Origin of the sequence: Nocardia sp. NPDC004068 (genome assembly GCF_042874315.1) — a bacterium.
In the GTDB taxonomy this organism is placed as follows: domain Bacteria; phylum Actinomycetota; class Actinomycetes; order Mycobacteriales; family Mycobacteriaceae; genus Nocardia.
Window position 1 is genome coordinate 26,546 of sequence record NZ_JBIAMW010000007.1, and the last position, 15,241, is coordinate 41,786.

Consider the following 15,241-nt stretch of genomic DNA (forward strand, 5'->3'; position numbering starts at 1 on the left):
CCGGTACGAGGTTCTCAACCCTGATTCGACAGGACCACGAATCCACCGACCCCGAAACGGTTCCGAACGGTACCGTCGAATCGGTGGACGCTACGACGCTTGCCCCTCCGGTCCGGATCGCGCGCGCCGCCGTGTTCGGGGTGTTCGGGCTCAACGGGTTTCTCGGGGCCATGTGGGTCGTGCACATTCCGGCCGTGACCGAGCGGACCGAGGTCTCCAATGCCACGCTGGGCATGTTGATCCTGTTGATGGCCGGTGTGGCCATTGTCGGCATGCGGGTCGCGGGGCCGCTGGCCGACCGGTTCGGCAGCCGGGTCCTGGTCGCCGCGGCGGCCGGGATGCTCTCGGTGGCGGTCGTCGGGCCCGGGCTCGCGACGGGGCCGGTCTCGCTGGCGATCGCGCTGATGCTGTTCGGGTTCGGCAACGGCGCGCTCGACGTGTCGATGAACGCGCAGGCCGTGCACGTCGAACGCGCCTACCCCCGGCCGATCATGGGCGCCTTCCACGCGCTGTTCTCCTGCGGCGGCCTCGTCGGTTCGCTGGCGGGCGCGGCGGCGCTGCGGGCGGGCTGGGACATCCGGCTGACGCTCACCATCGCGGCGGTCCTCGGGCTGGCGGCCGTGGCGGTGTGCGTGCCGAAGATGCTGGCGCGCACCGGAACGACCGAGGATCCCGCGACCTCGTTCCCGCCCACGCCCGCCGACGGCCCGGACGTCTCCGCGGCCGCGGTCGCGCGGCCACCCCGGCCCGCAGCTCCCGCGGCGTCCCGAGGCACGGGTGATTCGGCGCGGAAAACCGTGCGCCGCAAGGTGTTCGCCCTGGCGGCCATCGCGTTCGCGTTGCTCATGACCGAGGGCGTCGCCAACGACTGGAGCGCACTGCAACTGCGCGAACACCTCGGGGCGAACGAGGCGACCGCCGCGCTCGCCTTCGCCGCCTTCTCCACGACCATGACCCTCGGCCGATTCGGCTCCGACCGGGTGAGCGGACGCTTCGGCCCGGTCGCGGTGGTGCGCTGGGGCGCGCTGCTCGCGGCGGCCGGGCTGATCGCGATCGTCGCCTCGTCGTGGATTCCGCTGACCCTCGTCGGCTGGGGCTTGATGGGACTGGGCCTGTCCGGCGGCATCCCCCAGATCTTCACCGCCGCGGGCAATCTCGGCACCGAGACCGCCGCCACCGATATGTCCCGCGTGTTCAGCCTCGGCTACCTGGGCCTGCTGGCCGGACCGTCGATCATCGGCTGGCTGTCGAAACCGACCTCGCTCACCGCCGCGCTGCTGGTCCCGCTGGCGGCCGTCCTGCTGTGCGCGTGGGGAGCGCGGGTCGTACGGCCAAGTTCTTGACCCAGAGGTCTAAAAGGTTGTAGGTTCGAGACATGGGCAGACCACGCAACTTCGAGGCCGACGCGGTGGTGGAGCGGGCCATGGAGGTGTTCTGGACCCACGGCTACGCCAACACCTCACCGGCCCAGCTGGCCGAGGCCACCGGCGTCGGAAAGGGCAGTCTCTACAACGCCTTCGGCAGCAAACGCGAACTGTTCGATCGGGCCCTCGATCGCTACGATGTCGCGGGAACCGAACTGGCGCAAGCGATTCTGTCCGAACCGGGTAGCACCCGCGAGCGGATCGGCGCGTTCCTGCGCTTCCTCGTCGACACCGACCTGTCCCATCCCGATCGGCGCGGCTGTCTGGCCGTCAACACCGCCACCGAACTGGCCGGGCACGATCCCGAGATCAGACGCGTCGTGCGCCGCATGGCCGAGCACACCCTCGGCGCCCTGCGCACCCGCCTCGAACAGGGCGTGCGCGACGGCGATGTGCGCGCCGACCTCGACCCGCGAGCCACCGCGGAATTCCTGCTCACCACCATCAGCGGCCTGCGTGTCATGGCCCGCAGCTACGACGCGCCGACCCTGCACCGGGTCATCGACACCGCCCTGACCGTCCTCTGACCACCCGGTCCGCATCCCGCGGCCTTCGTCATACCCGAATTTTTGACCCGTAGTTCAAGAAAGGAAATCCCCATGGATCTCGAACTGACCGGCAAGACCGCGCTCGTCACCGGCGCCAGCAAGGGCATCGGCCTGGCCGTGGCCGAGGCGCTCACCGCCGAGGGCGTGCGGGTCGTCGGCGCGGCCCGCACCATCACCCCCGAACTCGAAAAGGCTTCGGTCGCGGCGATTTCCGTCGACCTGGGCACCGCCGAGGGCGCGCGCTCGGTCGTCGACGCCGCCCTGACCGAACTCGGCGGCCTCGACATCCTCGTCAACAATGTCGGCGGCGGCGACGCGGACAAACTGCGGCTGGGCACCCTGCTCGACATCGACGACGACCAGATCCAGAAGATGTTCGACCTCAACCTGTTCAGCGCGATCCGCACCGCCCGCGCGGCCCTGCCCTCGCTGATCGAGCGGCGCGGCGCCATCGTGAACATCTCCTCGATCAACGCCCGCTGGCCCAGCGGCGGCCCGGTCGGCTACAGCGAGGCCAAGGCCGCGCTGACCGCGTTCGGCAAGCGGCTGGCCGAGGAGTTCGGCCCGCGCGGCGTGCGCGTCAACACCGTCTCCCCCGGCGTGGTCGGCACCCCGCTCTGGCGCGATCCGGCCGGATTCGGCTCGAAAGTGGCCGAGGCGAACGGTGTTTCGCTGGACCAGCTGCTCCAGGCGATCCCCCAGCAGTTCGGCATCACCTCCGGCCGCATCACCGAACCCGAGGAGGTCGCCGCCCTGGTGTCCTTCCTCGTCTCGGCCCGCGCCACCAACATCATCGGCGCGGACCACGTCATCGACGGCGGATCGGTCAAGATCCTCTGAGCCGCCGGCGGTCCCCCGCCCCCGGGCAGGGGACCCGGCCCTACTCCCGAACGTGCTTGTGCCGCAACCCGTTCCCGAGCGCCACCGCCGCCGCGGCGAACGAACCCACGCTCAGGATGGCGAAGCTGACGACATAGGCGCGCAGCGACGGAATCCCGGTGTCCCCGATGGTGATCGCGCTCAGCACCGAGGCGGTGATGGCCCCGGCGATACTGCCGCCCGCCACACGGACCAGCGAGTTGATCCCGCTGGCGATACCGCTCTCGCTCATCGGGACGTGCTGCACGGCCAGCGTGCCCAGCGCCGCGTACCCGATGCCGAAACCGATGCCCTGCAACACATTCGAGACGATCATGTCGTAGCCGTGGCTGTGGAAGATCGCCAGCCAGCCGGTCGCCAGCCCGCCGAACACCGCGCCGATGGCCAGCGTCTTGGCCGCGCCGATGCGGGCCACGATGCGGCCCGTACGGAACGAGAAGAACGTCATCAGAACCGAACTCGGAATGCCGTACAACCCCACCGCCAGCACCGAACCCGACAACCCGTAGCCCAGCTTGTCGTGCGGCGCCTGCACGAAATTCGAGATGAGCGTGAAGGATCCGAACATCGCGAAGCCCAGCAGCGCCGAGGCCAGATTCGCCGACGACGACATGGGCCCGACCAGCAGCGGCAACCGAACCAGCGGCTGGGCCACCTTCAGCTCCACCAGCACCCACACCACCGCCAGCACCGCCGAGGCGGCGAACAGCCCGATCACGCTGGCCGCACCCCACCCCCAGCGCGGCCCCTCGCTGATCGCGAGCAGCAGGCACACCAGCAGCCCGGCCAACAGGATCGCGCCGAGGAAGTCCGGCCGCCCGCCGTGCCGCGCGCCGATGTCCTTGGCGCTCATTTGGATCAGCGCGGTCGCGAGCACCGCGCAGCCGGTGACCATCCAGAACACCGGATGCGGATCGGTCGTCCGGTCCGCGATCACGCCCGTGACGAGCATGCCGATCGTGCCGCCCACCCCCATGGTCCCGCTGACCACGCCGATGGCCGTGGTGAGCCGCTCGCGCGGGAAGGTGTCGCGAATGATCCCGATCGCCAGCGGGATCATCGCCGAGGAGGTGCCCTGCAACGCGCGGCCGACGATGTAGACGCCGAGCGAGGTCGCCAGCGCGCACACCACCGATCCGACGATCAGCAGACCCATGCACAGCAGCACCATGCGCTTCTTGCCGTACATGTCGCCGAATCGCGAAAGCAGCGGCGTCGCAACGGCTCCGGTGAGCAGCGCGGCGGTGAACAGCCACGTCACGCCCGCGACATCGGTGTGCAGCTCCACGAGCAGGCGGGGCAGCAGCGGGATCACGACCGTCTGCTGGAGGGAGACCACCAGTCCGGCCGAGCACAACGCGAGCAGGGTCATCCCGAGATGGGCCGGAGCGCCGGTCCCGGCGGCGGTGCCGCTGGACCGTCCGGCGACGGTCGACGTCATCTTTTCGTCCTCATCTATTACTTAACAAACATAAGTAAGTTACCCGTACAATAACCGCATGCCGCGTCCGGAAGCAATCTCCCCGCCCGAAATCGACGCTGATGCAGGGCATGTCGCGGAACTGGAACGCGCCATCACGCGGCTGGCGCATCTGCTCACCCGGGCGCGGCGGCACGATCAGACGGTGGCGGCGGCCGGGGTGAACATCGACCGCGCGAACGTGCCGCTGCTGCGGATGCTCGCCGACGCCGGAAAGCCGTTGCGCCTGGGCGAATTGGCGTGCCGACTCGATGTGGAGGCGCCGCACGTGACCCGGCAGGTGCAGCGGCTCGAACGCGCGGGCATGGTGTCGCGGGTGCTCGATCCCGACGATCGCCGCGCCCAGCAGGTGTGCCTGACCACGGCCGGGCACGACGCGGTGGACGCGATCTCGGCGGTCATCCGCCGATCGATCCGAGACGCGTTGGCGCAGTGGACATCCGAGGACCTGTCGCTGCTCGCGAGCCTGAACCACCGGATGCTCGACGATTTCGAGATCGCCGCGAGCCGCACTCGGGCCCGCTAGGGGGTCACCGCCTCAGGTCCGGCCACGACGGGCGGCGCAGCGTAGTTACCGCCCGGACAGATCCGGCCACGGCGGGCGGCGCAGGACCGCGAGGGTGCCGATGACGGCGGCGAGCAGTCCGGTGAGCACGCCCACGAAGGCGATCCGCTCGCCATCGTAAACCGGTGCCCAGGAGACCTTTTCGCCGTGCACGACGAAGATCCCGAGCGGCCGCGGGCCCGGCCGGAACAGGCCGCCCGACCCCGTCACCGTGATGACCGTGGCCCCGTCGGCCGTCTCGTGCGGAGCGCCGTAGCCCACGGCGTCCCCGGCGGCGGGCAGGCCGAACCGTTCACGAAGCGTCACAGGGGCAGCTTAGAGGAATGGCCCCGGTCCTCGAAGCGGACCGGGGCCATCGCGCGAATCGCCTAGAGCGCCTTGAGCTCCTCGGTGACCGCGTTGACCGACTTCTTGGCGTCGCCGAACAGCATGGAGGTGTGGTCGGCGTAGAACAGCGGATTGTCGATACCGGCGAAACCGGAGTTCATCGACCGCTTGAGCACGATCACCGACTTGGCCTGGTCGACATTGAGCACCGGCATGCCGTAGATGGGGCTCGAGGAGTCCTCGCGGGCGGCCGGGTTGGTGACGTCGTTGGCGCCGATCACCAAAGCGACGTCGGTGCGGGCGAATTCGCCGTTGATGTCGTCCATCTCCTTGAGCGCGTCATAGGAGACCTCGGCCTCGGCCAGCAGCACGTTCATGTGTCCGGGCATCCGGCCCGCCACGGGATGGATGGCGTATTTGACCTCCACGCCCTTGCCCTCCAGCAGCGACGCCATCTCCTTGACCGCGTGCTGGGCCTGGGCGACGGCCATGCCGTAGCCGGGCACCACGATGACCTGGTTGGCGTAGGCCATCTGGATCGCGGCGTCGGCGGCGGAGGTGGCCTTGGCCTGCTTCTGCTCCCCGCCCGCCCCGCTCGGCGCGGCGCCGCCGCCACCGAATCCGCCCGCGACGATCGCGGGGATGGACCGGTTCATGGCCTTGGCCATGAGGTTGGTGAGGATGGTGCCCGACGCGCCGACGATCATGCCCGCCACGATCATCGCGGTGTTGTTCAACGCCAAACCCGCTGCGGCGGCGGACAATCCGGTCAGCGCGTTGAGCAGCGAGATGACCACCGGCATGTCCGCGCCGCCGATCGGCAGCACGACCATCAGCCCGAGCACGGCCGCGGCCACGAGCACCAGCACCATCCACCAGGTGGACACGCCGTCCTTCGACGCCCCGACGCCGATCACCACGGCGGCGGCGACGGCGGCCACGAACAGCAGAATGTTCAACGGCTGCTGCAACTTCCCGATCCCGATGGGCTTACCGGGCAGGATCTCCTGCAACTTGCCGAACGCGATCAGCGAACCCCAGAACGACACCGAACCGATGATCGCCGCGAACAGCGACGCCACCACGATGTGCACGCTGGGCTGCTCCGGAATCCGCGAAAACCCTTGCGTATTCAGGAATTCCGACAGGGCGATCAACGCGACCGTGCCGCCGCCGACGCCGTTGAACGCCGCCACCAGCTGCGGCATGGCGGTCATCTTGGTGAACCGCGCCGGCGGCACGCCCAGCACCACACCGACGACCAGACCGGCGACGATGATGATCCAGTTGGTGGTGTCGCGGATCGCGATGAACGTCGCGACGACCGCGATGCCCATGCCGATCGCGGCGATCCAGTTGCCGCGCACCGCGGTCTTGGGTCCGGTCAGACCCATCAGACCGTAGATGAACAGCGCGAACGCGAGGATATAGAGAATATTGACGAGATTGTCCATGGCCTACTTGCCCGCCTTCTCGCTCGCCGCGGGCTTCTTGCCCTTGAACATTCCCAGCATGCGATCGGTCACCACGAACCCGCCGATCACGTTCAAGGTGCCGAACACGACGGCGATGAACAGGATGATCTGGGTGGCGATCGAGGGATGCTCGATGCGGCCGAGCACCACCAGCGCGCCGAGCACGACGATGCCGTGAATGGCGTTGGTGCCGGACATGAGTGGGGTGTGCAGGGTGTTGGGGACCTTGGAGATGACCGCGAATCCGACGAATCCCGACAACACCAGGATCGCGATATTGGCCAGCAGTTCGGTATACATCAGCTCTGGGCTTCCTTCTCGCGGGTCACGCACGAATCCGCCAGCACCTGATCGGAGAAGTCCGGCGCCAGACGGCCCTCGGTCAGCATCAACTCCAGCAGGGCGGCGATGTTCTTCGAATACAACTCCGACGCGTGCTCCGGCATGGTCGCGGGCAGATTCAGCGGCGAGGTGATCGTGACGTCATGGCGCACAACGGTTTTCCCGGGTTCGGTCAACTCGCAGTTGCCGCCGGTCTCCCCCGCCAGGTCCACGATCACGCTGCCGGGCTTCATACCCTCCACGGCGGCGGCGGTCACCAGCCGCGGCGCGGGACGGCCCGGCACCAGCGCGGTCGTGATCACCACGTCGAAGCCCTTGATGGCGTCCTCGAGGGCCTGCTGCTGCCGGGCCTTCTCCTCGTCGGTGAGCTCGCGGGCGTACCCGCCCTCACCGGCCGCGTCGATGCCCAGATCCAGCCACTGCGCACCCACCGAACGCACCTGATCGGCCACCTCGGGCCGCACGTCGTAGCCGGTGGTGCGGGCCCCGAGCCGTTTGGCGGTGGCCAGCGCCTGCAAACCGGCCACACCCACGCCGAGCACCAGCACGGTCGCGGGCTTCACCGTGCCCGCGGCGGTGGTGAGCATGGGGAAGAACCGGGTCGATTCCGAGGCGGCCAACAGGACCGCCTTGTACCCGGCGACATTGGCCTGCGAGGACAGCGCGTCCATCACCTGGGCGCGCGAGATGCGCGGGATCGACTCCACGGCGAACGCCTGCACGCCCGCGGCCTTCAGCGCGCCGATCTTGTTGTCGGCGTTGCGCGGTGCGAGGAATCCGATCAACGTCTGTCCCGACGACAGCTTGGCGATCTCGGTGTCGCTGGGCGGGGCGACCTTCACGACCACCTCCGCCGACCACGGATCACCGATGGTGGCCCCGGCCTCGACGTATGCTTCGTCCGGGATGAGAGCTCCGGCTCCGGCCCCGGCCTCCACGATCACCTCCACGCCCTGTTTCACCAGGGACGGAACGATCTTGGGCACCAAGGCCACCCGACGCTCGTCGGCGTTGGATTCACGTACGACTCCGACACGCGTCCCGCGCGGCGCGTCCGCGTCTGCGCTTTGCGTTGTCTCCACTGGTCATCTTCCTAACTCGAGCGGCGAGCGAGTAACTTACTTGCTGGTAGGTTCGTGCGAGGATACCTGGTCGCAGGGAAGCCTAACCGAGATCAACATCACAACGAAGGGTGAGGTTCCACGCATTTACCCCGAACCGAACATCGTCGGGCACTCCCGATTCCGTCTCGTACGCCGTAATGTCGGCGGGGTGAGTGGCTGCATCTTCTGCCGCATCGTCGCGGGCTCGGCACCGTCCACCCGCGTGTACGAGGACGACACGCTGCTGGCGTTCCTCGACATCCGGCCCATCACCCGCGGCCACACCCTCGTCGTACCCAAGCAGCACGCGACCGATCTGGACGAGCTGGATCACGCGCTGGGCGCGCGGGTCTTCACCCTCGGCCACCGCATCGCCAAGGCCGTGCGGCGCAGCGACCTGAACGCCGACGGGGCGAATCTCGTGCTCAACGACGGCCGCGCGGCTTTCCAGACCGTCGGCCACGTCCACCTGCACGTGGTGCCCCGAAAGCACGGCGACCGTTGGGGTTTCGCCACGGGCTTCGTGTTGCGGCGACCGCACGACACCGAGAGCACGGCCGCGGCCATCCGCGCCGGGCTGGACCGGCTCGAGACCGAGGAGAGGGAGACCCGCGCATGAGTGGCAGCCTGGATCGCGCCGAGATCGTCGCCGCGCTCTCCGACCAGTGGGACGCGCTGGCCCGCTTGGTCGACGGCATCGACGAGAACCGTTGGCGCACACCGTCTCCGCTGCCCGGCTGGACGGTGTTCGACGTGCTGGCGCACGTGGTCGGCACCGAATCGATGCTGCTGGGCGAGTCGATACCGCGGCCGGACACCGACCTGCGCGCCTTCGCGCATGTGCGCAACGACACCGGGGCGCTGAACGAGGCGTGGCTGGAGTCGCTGCGGCCGTTGTCCGGGGCGGGGCTGCTGGAAGGCTTCACCGAGGTCACCGACCGCCGCCGGAAAGCGTTGCGCGACACCGACGACGCGGCCTGGCAGGCCGATATCCAGTCGCCGGTCGGGTTGGTCAGCTACGGGCGGTTCATGCGGGTGCGGTTGTTCGACTGCTGGATGCACGAACTCGACATCGCCGACGCGCTGGGAGTTCGCGTGGACGAGGGCGGTGCGCGGGCCGAGTTCGCGGTGGACGAGATCGAGCCGTTCCTCGGCCGCACGGTGGTCAAGCGGGGTAAGGCGCCGGACGGCGCCCGGGTGAGTTTCGCGCTGACCGGTCCGGTCCGGCGCGAGCTGCACGTGCGGGTGGACGGGCGCGCGGAACTCGTTGCGGCGCTGGACCGTCCGGCCGATGTGGTGATCGAGCTGGGCTCGGGGTTGTTCGCGCGATTGTGCGGCGGGCGGGTGTCCGCGCGGGAGCACGCCGAGGAGATCACGCTGGCGGGCGATCGGGAGCTCGGGCAGCGGATCGTGGACAATCTGGGTTTCACGATCTGATGCGGCTGTTCCTGTCGAGTTATCGATTCGGGGCGCACTACGACCGGTTCGCGGCGCTGGCCGGTGAGCCGGGGCCGATCGCGTTCGTTCCCAACGCCTGTGACGCGTGGCCCGCGGCGTGGAAGGGTGCGATCACGAGTGACGCGGCGCCCTTGCGGCGGTTGGGATTTCGGCCCGAGGTGGTCGATCTGCGGGAATATGTCGGTCGCACAGGGGAATTGGAGCGAACGCTGCGACGCTTCCCCGTGCTGTGGGTGCGCGGCGGGAACACCTTCGTGTTGCGCGCCCAATTCGCCCGTAGCGGAGCGGATCTCGTGCTGCCCGCGCTGCTGGGGGAGGACGCGCTCGCTTACGCGGGATACAGCGCGGGGGCGTGTCTGCTCGGGCCGGATCTGCACGGTATCGAGATCGCCGACGATCCGGCGGAGGTCCGTCCGGCGTGCGGTATCGATGTGCTCTGGGACGGTTTGGGTTTGGTCGATCGGCGCATCGTTCCCCATGTCGACTCGCCGGGCACCGATCCCGACGGGGTGTGCACCGAGCTGGCCCGCCGCTTCCGTGCGGAGGGTGTGGCGCACTGGGCGCTGACCGATGACGATGCGGTGGTGGTCGACGGGGATCGGATCGAGGTCCTCAGCGGATCCTGAGGCCGTCCCGAACCTCGACGCGAATCGCCACGGTATGCGCGGTGAAAGGTTCGGCGCGGGAAAGGGTTTAGTGTGCGGCGCTGTCCTGCTTCATTTCGTGCGAGAGGAGCTTCACGACAGTGATCGGCACATTCCGCGCGGCGGGGGTCGCGATGACCGTCGGCGCGGTGCTCTGCGTCCCGGCCGTGAACGCCGGGACGGCGTCGGCGGCCCCCGCCAAGAGCACCACGGTGAGCATCGACCCCATCGGCAAGGCCGATCGCGCCGCGGTCGAGGTCAGCGGGTCCGGCACCTGCAAGGGCGGCGGGATCGATCTGCGTGTGGCCGTCAGCCAGGACGGTCTGCAAGGCGGCGTGACCAAGCACAGCCTGTTCCGCTGCGACGGTAAGCCGCACGCGTGGACGGTTCAGGTCGTGGGGAGTTCCGCCACCCCCTTCGGCGACAGCGGCCCGAGCGAATGGCAGATCGGAAAGACCGCCGGTGCCACCGCCATCCTGTACAAGGCCGAAACGGAGGACGTCCGGGCCCGGATCGACACGTCGATCACCATCGAGCGGAAGTAGGCGGTCAACACGCCCTGGGCAACAGCCGAAAACGGCTCGGCCGTGCCACTGTGGTGATCGAGCCGTAGTCCGACGAGACAGGGGCGCAGGATGCGAGTCGCGATCGCTACCGAACCGACCGGGATCGGCAATGTCGAACTGGTGGATCGGCCGGATCCGGTCCCCGGACCGGGGCAGGTCCTGGTGCGCGTGCACTGCGCGGGCGTCGGACCGTGGGACGTCGGAATGCTCAGCGGCGGATTCCCGGGGATGGCCACGCCTTTCGTTCCGGGACAAGAGATTTCGGGCGTGGTCGAAACGGCGGGCGAAGGGACCGATGCCCGCCCCGGTCAGCGCGTCTTCGCGACCACGTTCCCCACCGGTGGCGGGTTCGGCGAACTGGCCCTGGTCGACGCGGCTCGCATGGCCCCCATGCCCGAGAAGGCCGACTTTCCGGAGGCGGCCGCATTGGTGATCGCCGCCGGAACCGCGCACGAGGGCCTCATCGATCGCGGCCACCTGCGACCGGACCAGACCGTGCTCGTCACGGCCGCCGCGGGCGGGGTGGGCAGTGCGGCGGTGCAGATCGCGGCGGCGACGGACGCCCGCGTCTTCGGCGTGGCGAGCCCCCGCAACCACGATTACCTGCGAAATCTGGGCGCGAGCGAGACTTTCGACTACCACGATCCCGACTGGGTTCGACAGGTGCTTGCCGCCTGTCCCGGCGGAGTCGACCTGCTCATGGACTGCGCGGGCGGCGAGACCCGCGACCGGGCGCTCGAAGCGGTCCGCGACAACGGGCGGGCGAGCCTCATCGTCATCCAGGACCCCACCCCGCCGCTGTCTCGCGGCATCACGGCCGAATCCTTCGCCGCGCACGTCGACCGCGAGCGGCTGGGCGCGCTGGCCGAACTCGTCGACAGCGACCGGCTGCGGCCGCACATCGAGGCGGTCCTGCCGCTGGACCAGGTTCGGGAAGCCCTCTCGCGGGTAGCGGGCAAACACACGCGAGGTAAGGTCGTGGTGCGAATTACGGAGTAGCGCAACGCATTTCGCGATCGCCACTCCACCTTCGTAACACTTCCAGATGGAAAACGATGGTCAAGGGACAGTAAAAGACGTGTGGGAGATGGGATTCATATGAGAAGAACAACCGCAATCGCCGCGCGAACCGCCCTTGCCGCCGCGGCCGTCTCGGGCTTCGCCACCGTCCTCGGCGCCGGGACCGCGCAGGCCGCGCCCGAGGACTGCACGATCACCCGAGACCTGACCAGCGCGACGGCGACCTGCCACGACGACGGCCCCGCCGGACGGGAATACGCGTTGATCGTCGACTGCGTCGGCCTGCACGTCGACCCGAATGCCTTCCCGTTCATAGCCTTCGGCCCGTACCAGGGTTCGTGGAGCGGTTCGTTCCCCCCGTCCGGCCAGGGCACCGCCTCATGCCTCGGCCCGACGAGCGTCGGCACCGCCACCGGCGCGCATGTGCGGATCTACCGGGACTGAGTTCCCCGCTGGCCGTAGGCAGCACGACCGCTGCCTACGCCCCGCTCACTACCTCATTGGCACCACGCCGGCCCCTGATTCATCAACATCAGCCGCAACACGGTGCACATGATCGACTGCGTGGACGACCCCGTCCCCGCATCGGCCACCGCCGCAGGCCGCGCAACGACCTCGGCCTGCGCGGGCGCCATCGGCAACAGCGCGGCCCCGAAGACGAGCGCGCCGACGGTGACCCGGGAAACTCGATTCATTGGAACATGCCTTCCCTCAACAGGTTTGGCCCGCTTGGGTGCGGACTCGCATGGTGATCGATGGGGGCGGAGGGTCTGTTACACAGGCGTTTCACATCTTCTCTTGCGTACTACTGCGCGGACGCGGCGGGGCCGAACCATGCGTTCAGATCCACGACCTGACCGCAGTACTCGTCCGCCGCGCCCTCGACTCGATACAGGTCGAGGTCACCGATGCGTACGAGCGGCGCGAGCTCGCGTGCCAGGTACGCATACCCCTCGAACGGAGCGCCATCGGCTCGGGTGAGGGGCAGATCGATCCCGTAGGTGAGCCGCGTCTGTGCGCTACGAATGTAGATCCGGCACGTGTTCGAGCCGACGAACATGAACCCGAAGAATGCGAAGTCCTCTTCGAAGAAGGGAATACTCGCACCCAGGAACGTGGTGAACAGCGAGAAGATGTTCTGGTCCCATCGGGTCAGCTCCGCGCTGTTGTCGAAATCCAATTCATCGGCGGGAACGATCGTATTGCCATAGCTATCGCGATCGGGAACCGCCGAGCGGTCCAGGAGCGCAGACACCTGCGGCCCGACCGCGAACCTGACATGATCCAGAACCGCCGCCACATTCAATCCCTGGGCAGCATCGAGGGGGTAATCGACCGCGAGCCCCGGCGCATGGCGCTCGTCCGGACTGAGGACGATGCGCGCGCTGCCGGGCGCAGGCCGCACAACGCCGCGCAGCCAGGGCGAAATCTGAGGCTCGGGACCGGGCGGGCTCATCAGAATTCCGATTGCACGCCACAAGAGGAACGAGAATCGGCCATCGCCGCTGGTTGCACTCATCGAATATCCTCGATACCCAGTTGTTTTGGTGTGCAACGATTCTGGCACGGTCTGTCGATCGATGGTCTGTGCGATACCTTCGGTCCGGAGGCCGGGCTGCCGAGATCGACGGAGTCGAAAGGCTATCTCCTCGTTGAGGTCAGAGAGCCCCAAATCAAGGCCACGGGGAACAGGACGCAGCAGAGGCCACCGGCGAACGAACCGAGGAGGTGTACGCCATGGTTGCTGGCGGTACTGCCGATCGCGATCGCGAGGGGAACCGTGATCAGCAAGCTCACACCGGCCAGGACCCAGAACTTGATGCGCGTCGTTTCCTGATCGGCCCTCTTGTCGATGCCGCAGTATGGGCACACGCGCCCCACGTACGGTATGACCATCCCACAGTTCGAGCAGTTCAAAAGCGTTCCCGTCGATCACATTGAGCGATGCTGCGAGCGTAACGTAGCGCACGGGTGTCGAAATCGCTTGTGCGACACGGAGTCACCGGGCAGTCCCAGCCCTGCGAGCCGGAGCCGACAGGCAGCGGGCGCCGGTGAGGCTTCGGCCGTACGGGGTGGGTGTGTCGCGTCTGGAAGGGACGGTGCCGCTATGAAACCCGTGCTGCCACCATGCCCAAGTATTCACGCACTTCGGGCACACTCGCGTGCGGACGGACATCCTGGGTGATGCTGTCGAGCGTGGCGCACAGGCGGGACGATGTCGTGCTGGTGATCTGGTCGAAGTGGTCGATCAGGATCTGACAGCCGTCCGCGAGTTCACCCGCTTGAATGTGATTCTCAGCCAGCTTGATTCGCCAGCCGATGTTCTCCCTCGGCCACCAGGCGGTGCCGTCGATCGCTTCTTGGAGGTAGGCCGTGGCCGTTTTGTGGTCGCCGATGCGCATGTGCGCCCACCCGGTCATACCTGCCAGGGCCGCTGGCGGCAGGTACACCCACTCCGGGTCGTGGCCGCGCGTCGATTCGAAGGCGCGGTGCGCACGACTGATGGCGTTCGTCATGGCGCTGCTGTCCCCCGCCGTACTGTGCGCGCCCGCTTCGTAGATCACGGCCCGCGCCCGCAGCCTCGGGCCGCCACTGCCTCGCGCCGTCGTTTGCGCGGCTTCGGCGAGATTGACCGCATCCCGGGGACGCAGCTGCTTCGACGGTTTGGACGGGCCGAACCCGCCCTGGAAGCTGACAAGGCTGGCGTTGAGCAGCGCGTGCGACTCCGCGATGACATTGCCTGCGGCAGAAGCCGTTTGCCGGGCCTTGGCATAGTACTGCCGAGCCCGATCCGGTCGGCCCGCGTCCCAGTGCACCCAACCGGCGGCCGTCATCGCTTCGGCGGCGGCGCTGGTCAGATCACGGCCGACCGCGTCGGTATAGCTGCCGTGTTCCAGTAGCCGTTCGATGAACCGGACCTGGCCGGCCGCCACGCGGCACAGCCTGTCCCCGCCCACCAACAGGTCGAGTTCATGAATTTCACTGGTACTGGCGATTATTTCAGCGACATCGGCGGTACCAATGTGAAGGCCGTCCGTCGACGCCGCGGCTCCCTGTCCCGCCGCAACGGCGGCACCGGTGCCGAATGCGCTGGCTCGTAGGAAATTACGACGGTTCACATCCGCCTCCTCGTTCGACTCCACTACCAGTATGGCAAGCGGAACGCCGAGCGCCTTGGCGATACGGCGGAGCACCCTTACGTCGTTGATGGCACCTCCGTCGTGTTCGAGCTGCGAGATCACCGGTTGGGTGTAGCCCAGAATGGCGCCCAACTCGGTTTGGGTCATCCCGAGCGACTTGCGGATCCGCCGGATGACCTCCCCTGTGGTCATATGCATACTGCCCCCGCTTCCTGATGAACGTGCTGCTGCAAGATCGGTCCGACCGCTCGGAACATGGTGCCAGGCAAC

General features: G+C 68.1%; 18 protein-coding genes. 10 read left to right on the forward strand and 8 right to left on the reverse strand.

All coding sequences use genetic code 11. From position 1 onward, the window contains the following. Nucleotides 1-83 precede the first annotated feature (83 nt). The 3 genes from ACFYTQ_RS18865 (at nt 84) to ACFYTQ_RS18875 (ending at nt 2,812) form a co-directional block, all read left to right on the forward strand. On the forward strand, nt 84-1,343 hold the full coding sequence (locus tag ACFYTQ_RS18865) for an MFS transporter (protein ID WP_387362363.1): 1,260 nt from the start codon (nt 84-86) through the stop codon (nt 1,341-1,343). 32 nt (nt 1,344-1,375) lie between these two features. Beyond that, on the forward strand, nt 1,376-1,951 hold the full coding sequence (locus ACFYTQ_RS18870) for a TetR/AcrR family transcriptional regulator (protein ID WP_387362365.1): 576 nt from the start codon (nt 1,376-1,378) through the stop codon (nt 1,949-1,951). A gap of 72 nt (nt 1,952-2,023) precedes the next feature. Beyond that, on the forward strand, nt 2,024-2,812 hold the full coding sequence (locus ACFYTQ_RS18875) for an SDR family oxidoreductase (RefSeq protein WP_387362367.1): 789 nt from the start codon (nt 2,024-2,026) through the stop codon (nt 2,810-2,812). A gap of 40 nt (nt 2,813-2,852) precedes the next feature. Here the strand turns inward: ACFYTQ_RS18875 and ACFYTQ_RS18880 are convergent, their stop codons facing one another. Then, a complete protein-coding gene (locus tag ACFYTQ_RS18880; RefSeq protein WP_387362369.1) occupies nt 2,853-4,292 on the reverse strand; it encodes an MFS transporter in 1,440 nt (479 codons plus the stop codon). A gap of 58 nt (nt 4,293-4,350) precedes the next feature. On the opposite strand from ACFYTQ_RS18880, the gene ACFYTQ_RS18885 reads away from it, so the two are divergent. After that, nucleotides 4,351-4,857 (forward strand): MarR family winged helix-turn-helix transcriptional regulator, encoded by a 507-nt coding sequence (locus tag ACFYTQ_RS18885; RefSeq protein ID WP_387362371.1) that lies wholly within the window; start codon nt 4,351-4,353, stop codon nt 4,855-4,857. A gap of 45 nt (nt 4,858-4,902) precedes the next feature. On the opposite strand, the gene ACFYTQ_RS18890 is transcribed toward ACFYTQ_RS18885, so the two are convergent. The 4 genes from ACFYTQ_RS18890 to ACFYTQ_RS18905 all read right to left on the reverse strand — a co-directional run bounded on the left by ACFYTQ_RS18890 (nt 4,903) and on the right by ACFYTQ_RS18905 (nt 8,122). Beyond that, entirely contained in the window at nt 4,903-5,202 is a 300-nt protein-coding gene (locus ACFYTQ_RS18890) for a hypothetical protein (RefSeq protein WP_387362373.1), read from the reverse strand. 62 nt (nt 5,203-5,264) lie between these two features. Further along, entirely contained in the window at nt 5,265-6,677 is a 1,413-nt protein-coding gene (locus tag ACFYTQ_RS18895; protein WP_387362375.1) for an NAD(P)(+) transhydrogenase (Re/Si-specific) subunit beta, read from the reverse strand. A gap of 3 nt (nt 6,678-6,680) precedes the next feature. Beyond that, the gene (locus ACFYTQ_RS18900) at nt 6,681-6,998 is read right to left on the reverse strand and encodes an NAD(P) transhydrogenase subunit alpha (RefSeq protein WP_387362377.1); all 318 of its coding nucleotides are present in this window, start codon (nt 6,996-6,998) and stop codon (nt 6,681-6,683) included. Further along, complete coding sequence (locus ACFYTQ_RS18905) at nt 6,998-8,122, reverse strand: Re/Si-specific NAD(P)(+) transhydrogenase subunit alpha (protein ID WP_387362379.1); 1,125 nt, start codon at nt 8,120-8,122, stop codon at nt 6,998-7,000. Before ACFYTQ_RS18905 ends, ACFYTQ_RS18900 begins: the two co-directional genes overlap by 1 nt. A 190-nt stretch (nt 8,123-8,312) precedes the next feature. Between ACFYTQ_RS18905 and ACFYTQ_RS18910 the strand changes: the two genes are divergently transcribed. From ACFYTQ_RS18910 to ACFYTQ_RS18935, 6 genes are all read left to right on the forward strand, one after another. Continuing rightward, the gene (locus ACFYTQ_RS18910; protein WP_387362381.1) at nt 8,313-8,762 is read left to right on the forward strand and encodes an HIT family protein; all 450 of its coding nucleotides are present in this window, start codon (nt 8,313-8,315) and stop codon (nt 8,760-8,762) included. After that, nucleotides 8,759-9,580 carry a maleylpyruvate isomerase family mycothiol-dependent enzyme gene (locus ACFYTQ_RS18915; protein ID WP_387362383.1) on the forward strand — a complete coding sequence of 274 codons (822 nt, stop codon included), beginning with the start codon at nt 8,759-8,761 and terminating at the stop codon, nt 9,578-9,580. Before ACFYTQ_RS18910 ends, ACFYTQ_RS18915 begins: the two co-directional genes overlap by 4 nt. Further along, the gene (locus ACFYTQ_RS18920) at nt 9,580-10,227 is read left to right on the forward strand and encodes a Type 1 glutamine amidotransferase-like domain-containing protein (protein WP_387362385.1); all 648 of its coding nucleotides are present in this window, start codon (nt 9,580-9,582) and stop codon (nt 10,225-10,227) included. Before ACFYTQ_RS18915 ends, ACFYTQ_RS18920 begins: the two co-directional genes overlap by 1 nt. Nucleotides 10,228-10,346: 119 nt before the next feature. After that, the gene (locus ACFYTQ_RS18925; protein WP_387362387.1) at nt 10,347-10,790 is read left to right on the forward strand and encodes a hypothetical protein; all 444 of its coding nucleotides are present in this window, start codon (nt 10,347-10,349) and stop codon (nt 10,788-10,790) included. Nucleotides 10,791-10,880: 90 nt separating this feature from the next. Further along, on the forward strand, nt 10,881-11,810 hold the full coding sequence (locus tag ACFYTQ_RS18930) for an NADP-dependent oxidoreductase (protein ID WP_387362388.1): 930 nt from the start codon (nt 10,881-10,883) through the stop codon (nt 11,808-11,810). 99 nt (nt 11,811-11,909) lie between these two features. Further along, nucleotides 11,910-12,275 carry a hypothetical protein gene (locus tag ACFYTQ_RS18935; RefSeq protein WP_387362390.1) on the forward strand — a complete coding sequence of 122 codons (366 nt, stop codon included), beginning with the start codon at nt 11,910-11,912 and terminating at the stop codon, nt 12,273-12,275. Nucleotides 12,276-12,328: 53 nt separating this feature from the next. Here ACFYTQ_RS18935 and ACFYTQ_RS18940 read toward each other — a convergent pair whose 3' ends face one another. From ACFYTQ_RS18940 to ACFYTQ_RS18950, 3 genes are all read right to left on the reverse strand, one after another. Then, the gene (locus ACFYTQ_RS18940; RefSeq protein WP_387362392.1) at nt 12,329-12,526 is read right to left on the reverse strand and encodes a hypothetical protein; all 198 of its coding nucleotides are present in this window, start codon (nt 12,524-12,526) and stop codon (nt 12,329-12,331) included. A 110-nt stretch (nt 12,527-12,636) separates the two neighbouring features. Beyond that, nucleotides 12,637-13,350, reverse strand: coding sequence for a hypothetical protein (locus ACFYTQ_RS18945; RefSeq protein WP_387362394.1), 714 nt, complete (start codon nt 13,348-13,350; stop codon nt 12,637-12,639). A 586-nt stretch (nt 13,351-13,936) separates the two neighbouring features. Then, nucleotides 13,937-15,163, reverse strand: coding sequence for a helix-turn-helix domain-containing protein (locus ACFYTQ_RS18950; RefSeq protein ID WP_387362396.1), 1,227 nt, complete (start codon nt 15,161-15,163; stop codon nt 13,937-13,939). Nucleotides 15,164-15,241 lie beyond the last annotated feature (78 nt).

Excerpts from the sequence above, each read along its gene's own strand:
- ACFYTQ_RS18870 (WP_387362365.1), top strand. The coding sequence starts at position 1,376 with ATGGGCAGACCACGCAACTTCGAGGCCGACGCGGTGGTGGAGCGGGCC.
- ACFYTQ_RS18875 (WP_387362367.1), top strand. The coding sequence starts at position 2,024 with ATGGATCTCGAACTGACCGGCAAGACCGCGCTCGTCACCGGCGCCAGC.
- ACFYTQ_RS18880 (WP_387362369.1), bottom strand. The coding sequence starts at position 4,292 with ATGACGTCGACCGTCGCCGGACGGTCCAGCGGCACCGCCGCCGGGACC.
- ACFYTQ_RS18885 (WP_387362371.1), top strand. The coding sequence starts at position 4,351 with ATGCCGCGTCCGGAAGCAATCTCCCCGCCCGAAATCGACGCTGATGCA.
- ACFYTQ_RS18895 (WP_387362375.1), bottom strand. The coding sequence starts at position 6,677 with ATGGACAATCTCGTCAATATTCTCTATATCCTCGCGTTCGCGCTGTTC.
- ACFYTQ_RS18900 (WP_387362377.1), bottom strand. The coding sequence starts at position 6,998 with ATGTATACCGAACTGCTGGCCAATATCGCGATCCTGGTGTTGTCGGGA.
- ACFYTQ_RS18915 (WP_387362383.1), top strand. The coding sequence starts at position 8,759 with ATGAGTGGCAGCCTGGATCGCGCCGAGATCGTCGCCGCGCTCTCCGAC.
- ACFYTQ_RS18920 (WP_387362385.1), top strand. The coding sequence starts at position 9,580 with ATGCGGCTGTTCCTGTCGAGTTATCGATTCGGGGCGCACTACGACCGG.
- ACFYTQ_RS18930 (WP_387362388.1), top strand. The coding sequence starts at position 10,881 with ATGCGAGTCGCGATCGCTACCGAACCGACCGGGATCGGCAATGTCGAA.
- ACFYTQ_RS18935 (WP_387362390.1), top strand. The coding sequence starts at position 11,910 with ATGAGAAGAACAACCGCAATCGCCGCGCGAACCGCCCTTGCCGCCGCG.
- ACFYTQ_RS18940 (WP_387362392.1), bottom strand. The coding sequence starts at position 12,526 with ATGAATCGAGTTTCCCGGGTCACCGTCGGCGCGCTCGTCTTCGGGGCC.
- ACFYTQ_RS18945 (WP_387362394.1), bottom strand. The coding sequence starts at position 13,350 with ATGAGTGCAACCAGCGGCGATGGCCGATTCTCGTTCCTCTTGTGGCGT.
- ACFYTQ_RS18950 (WP_387362396.1), bottom strand. The coding sequence starts at position 15,163 with ATGACCACAGGGGAGGTCATCCGGCGGATCCGCAAGTCGCTCGGGATG.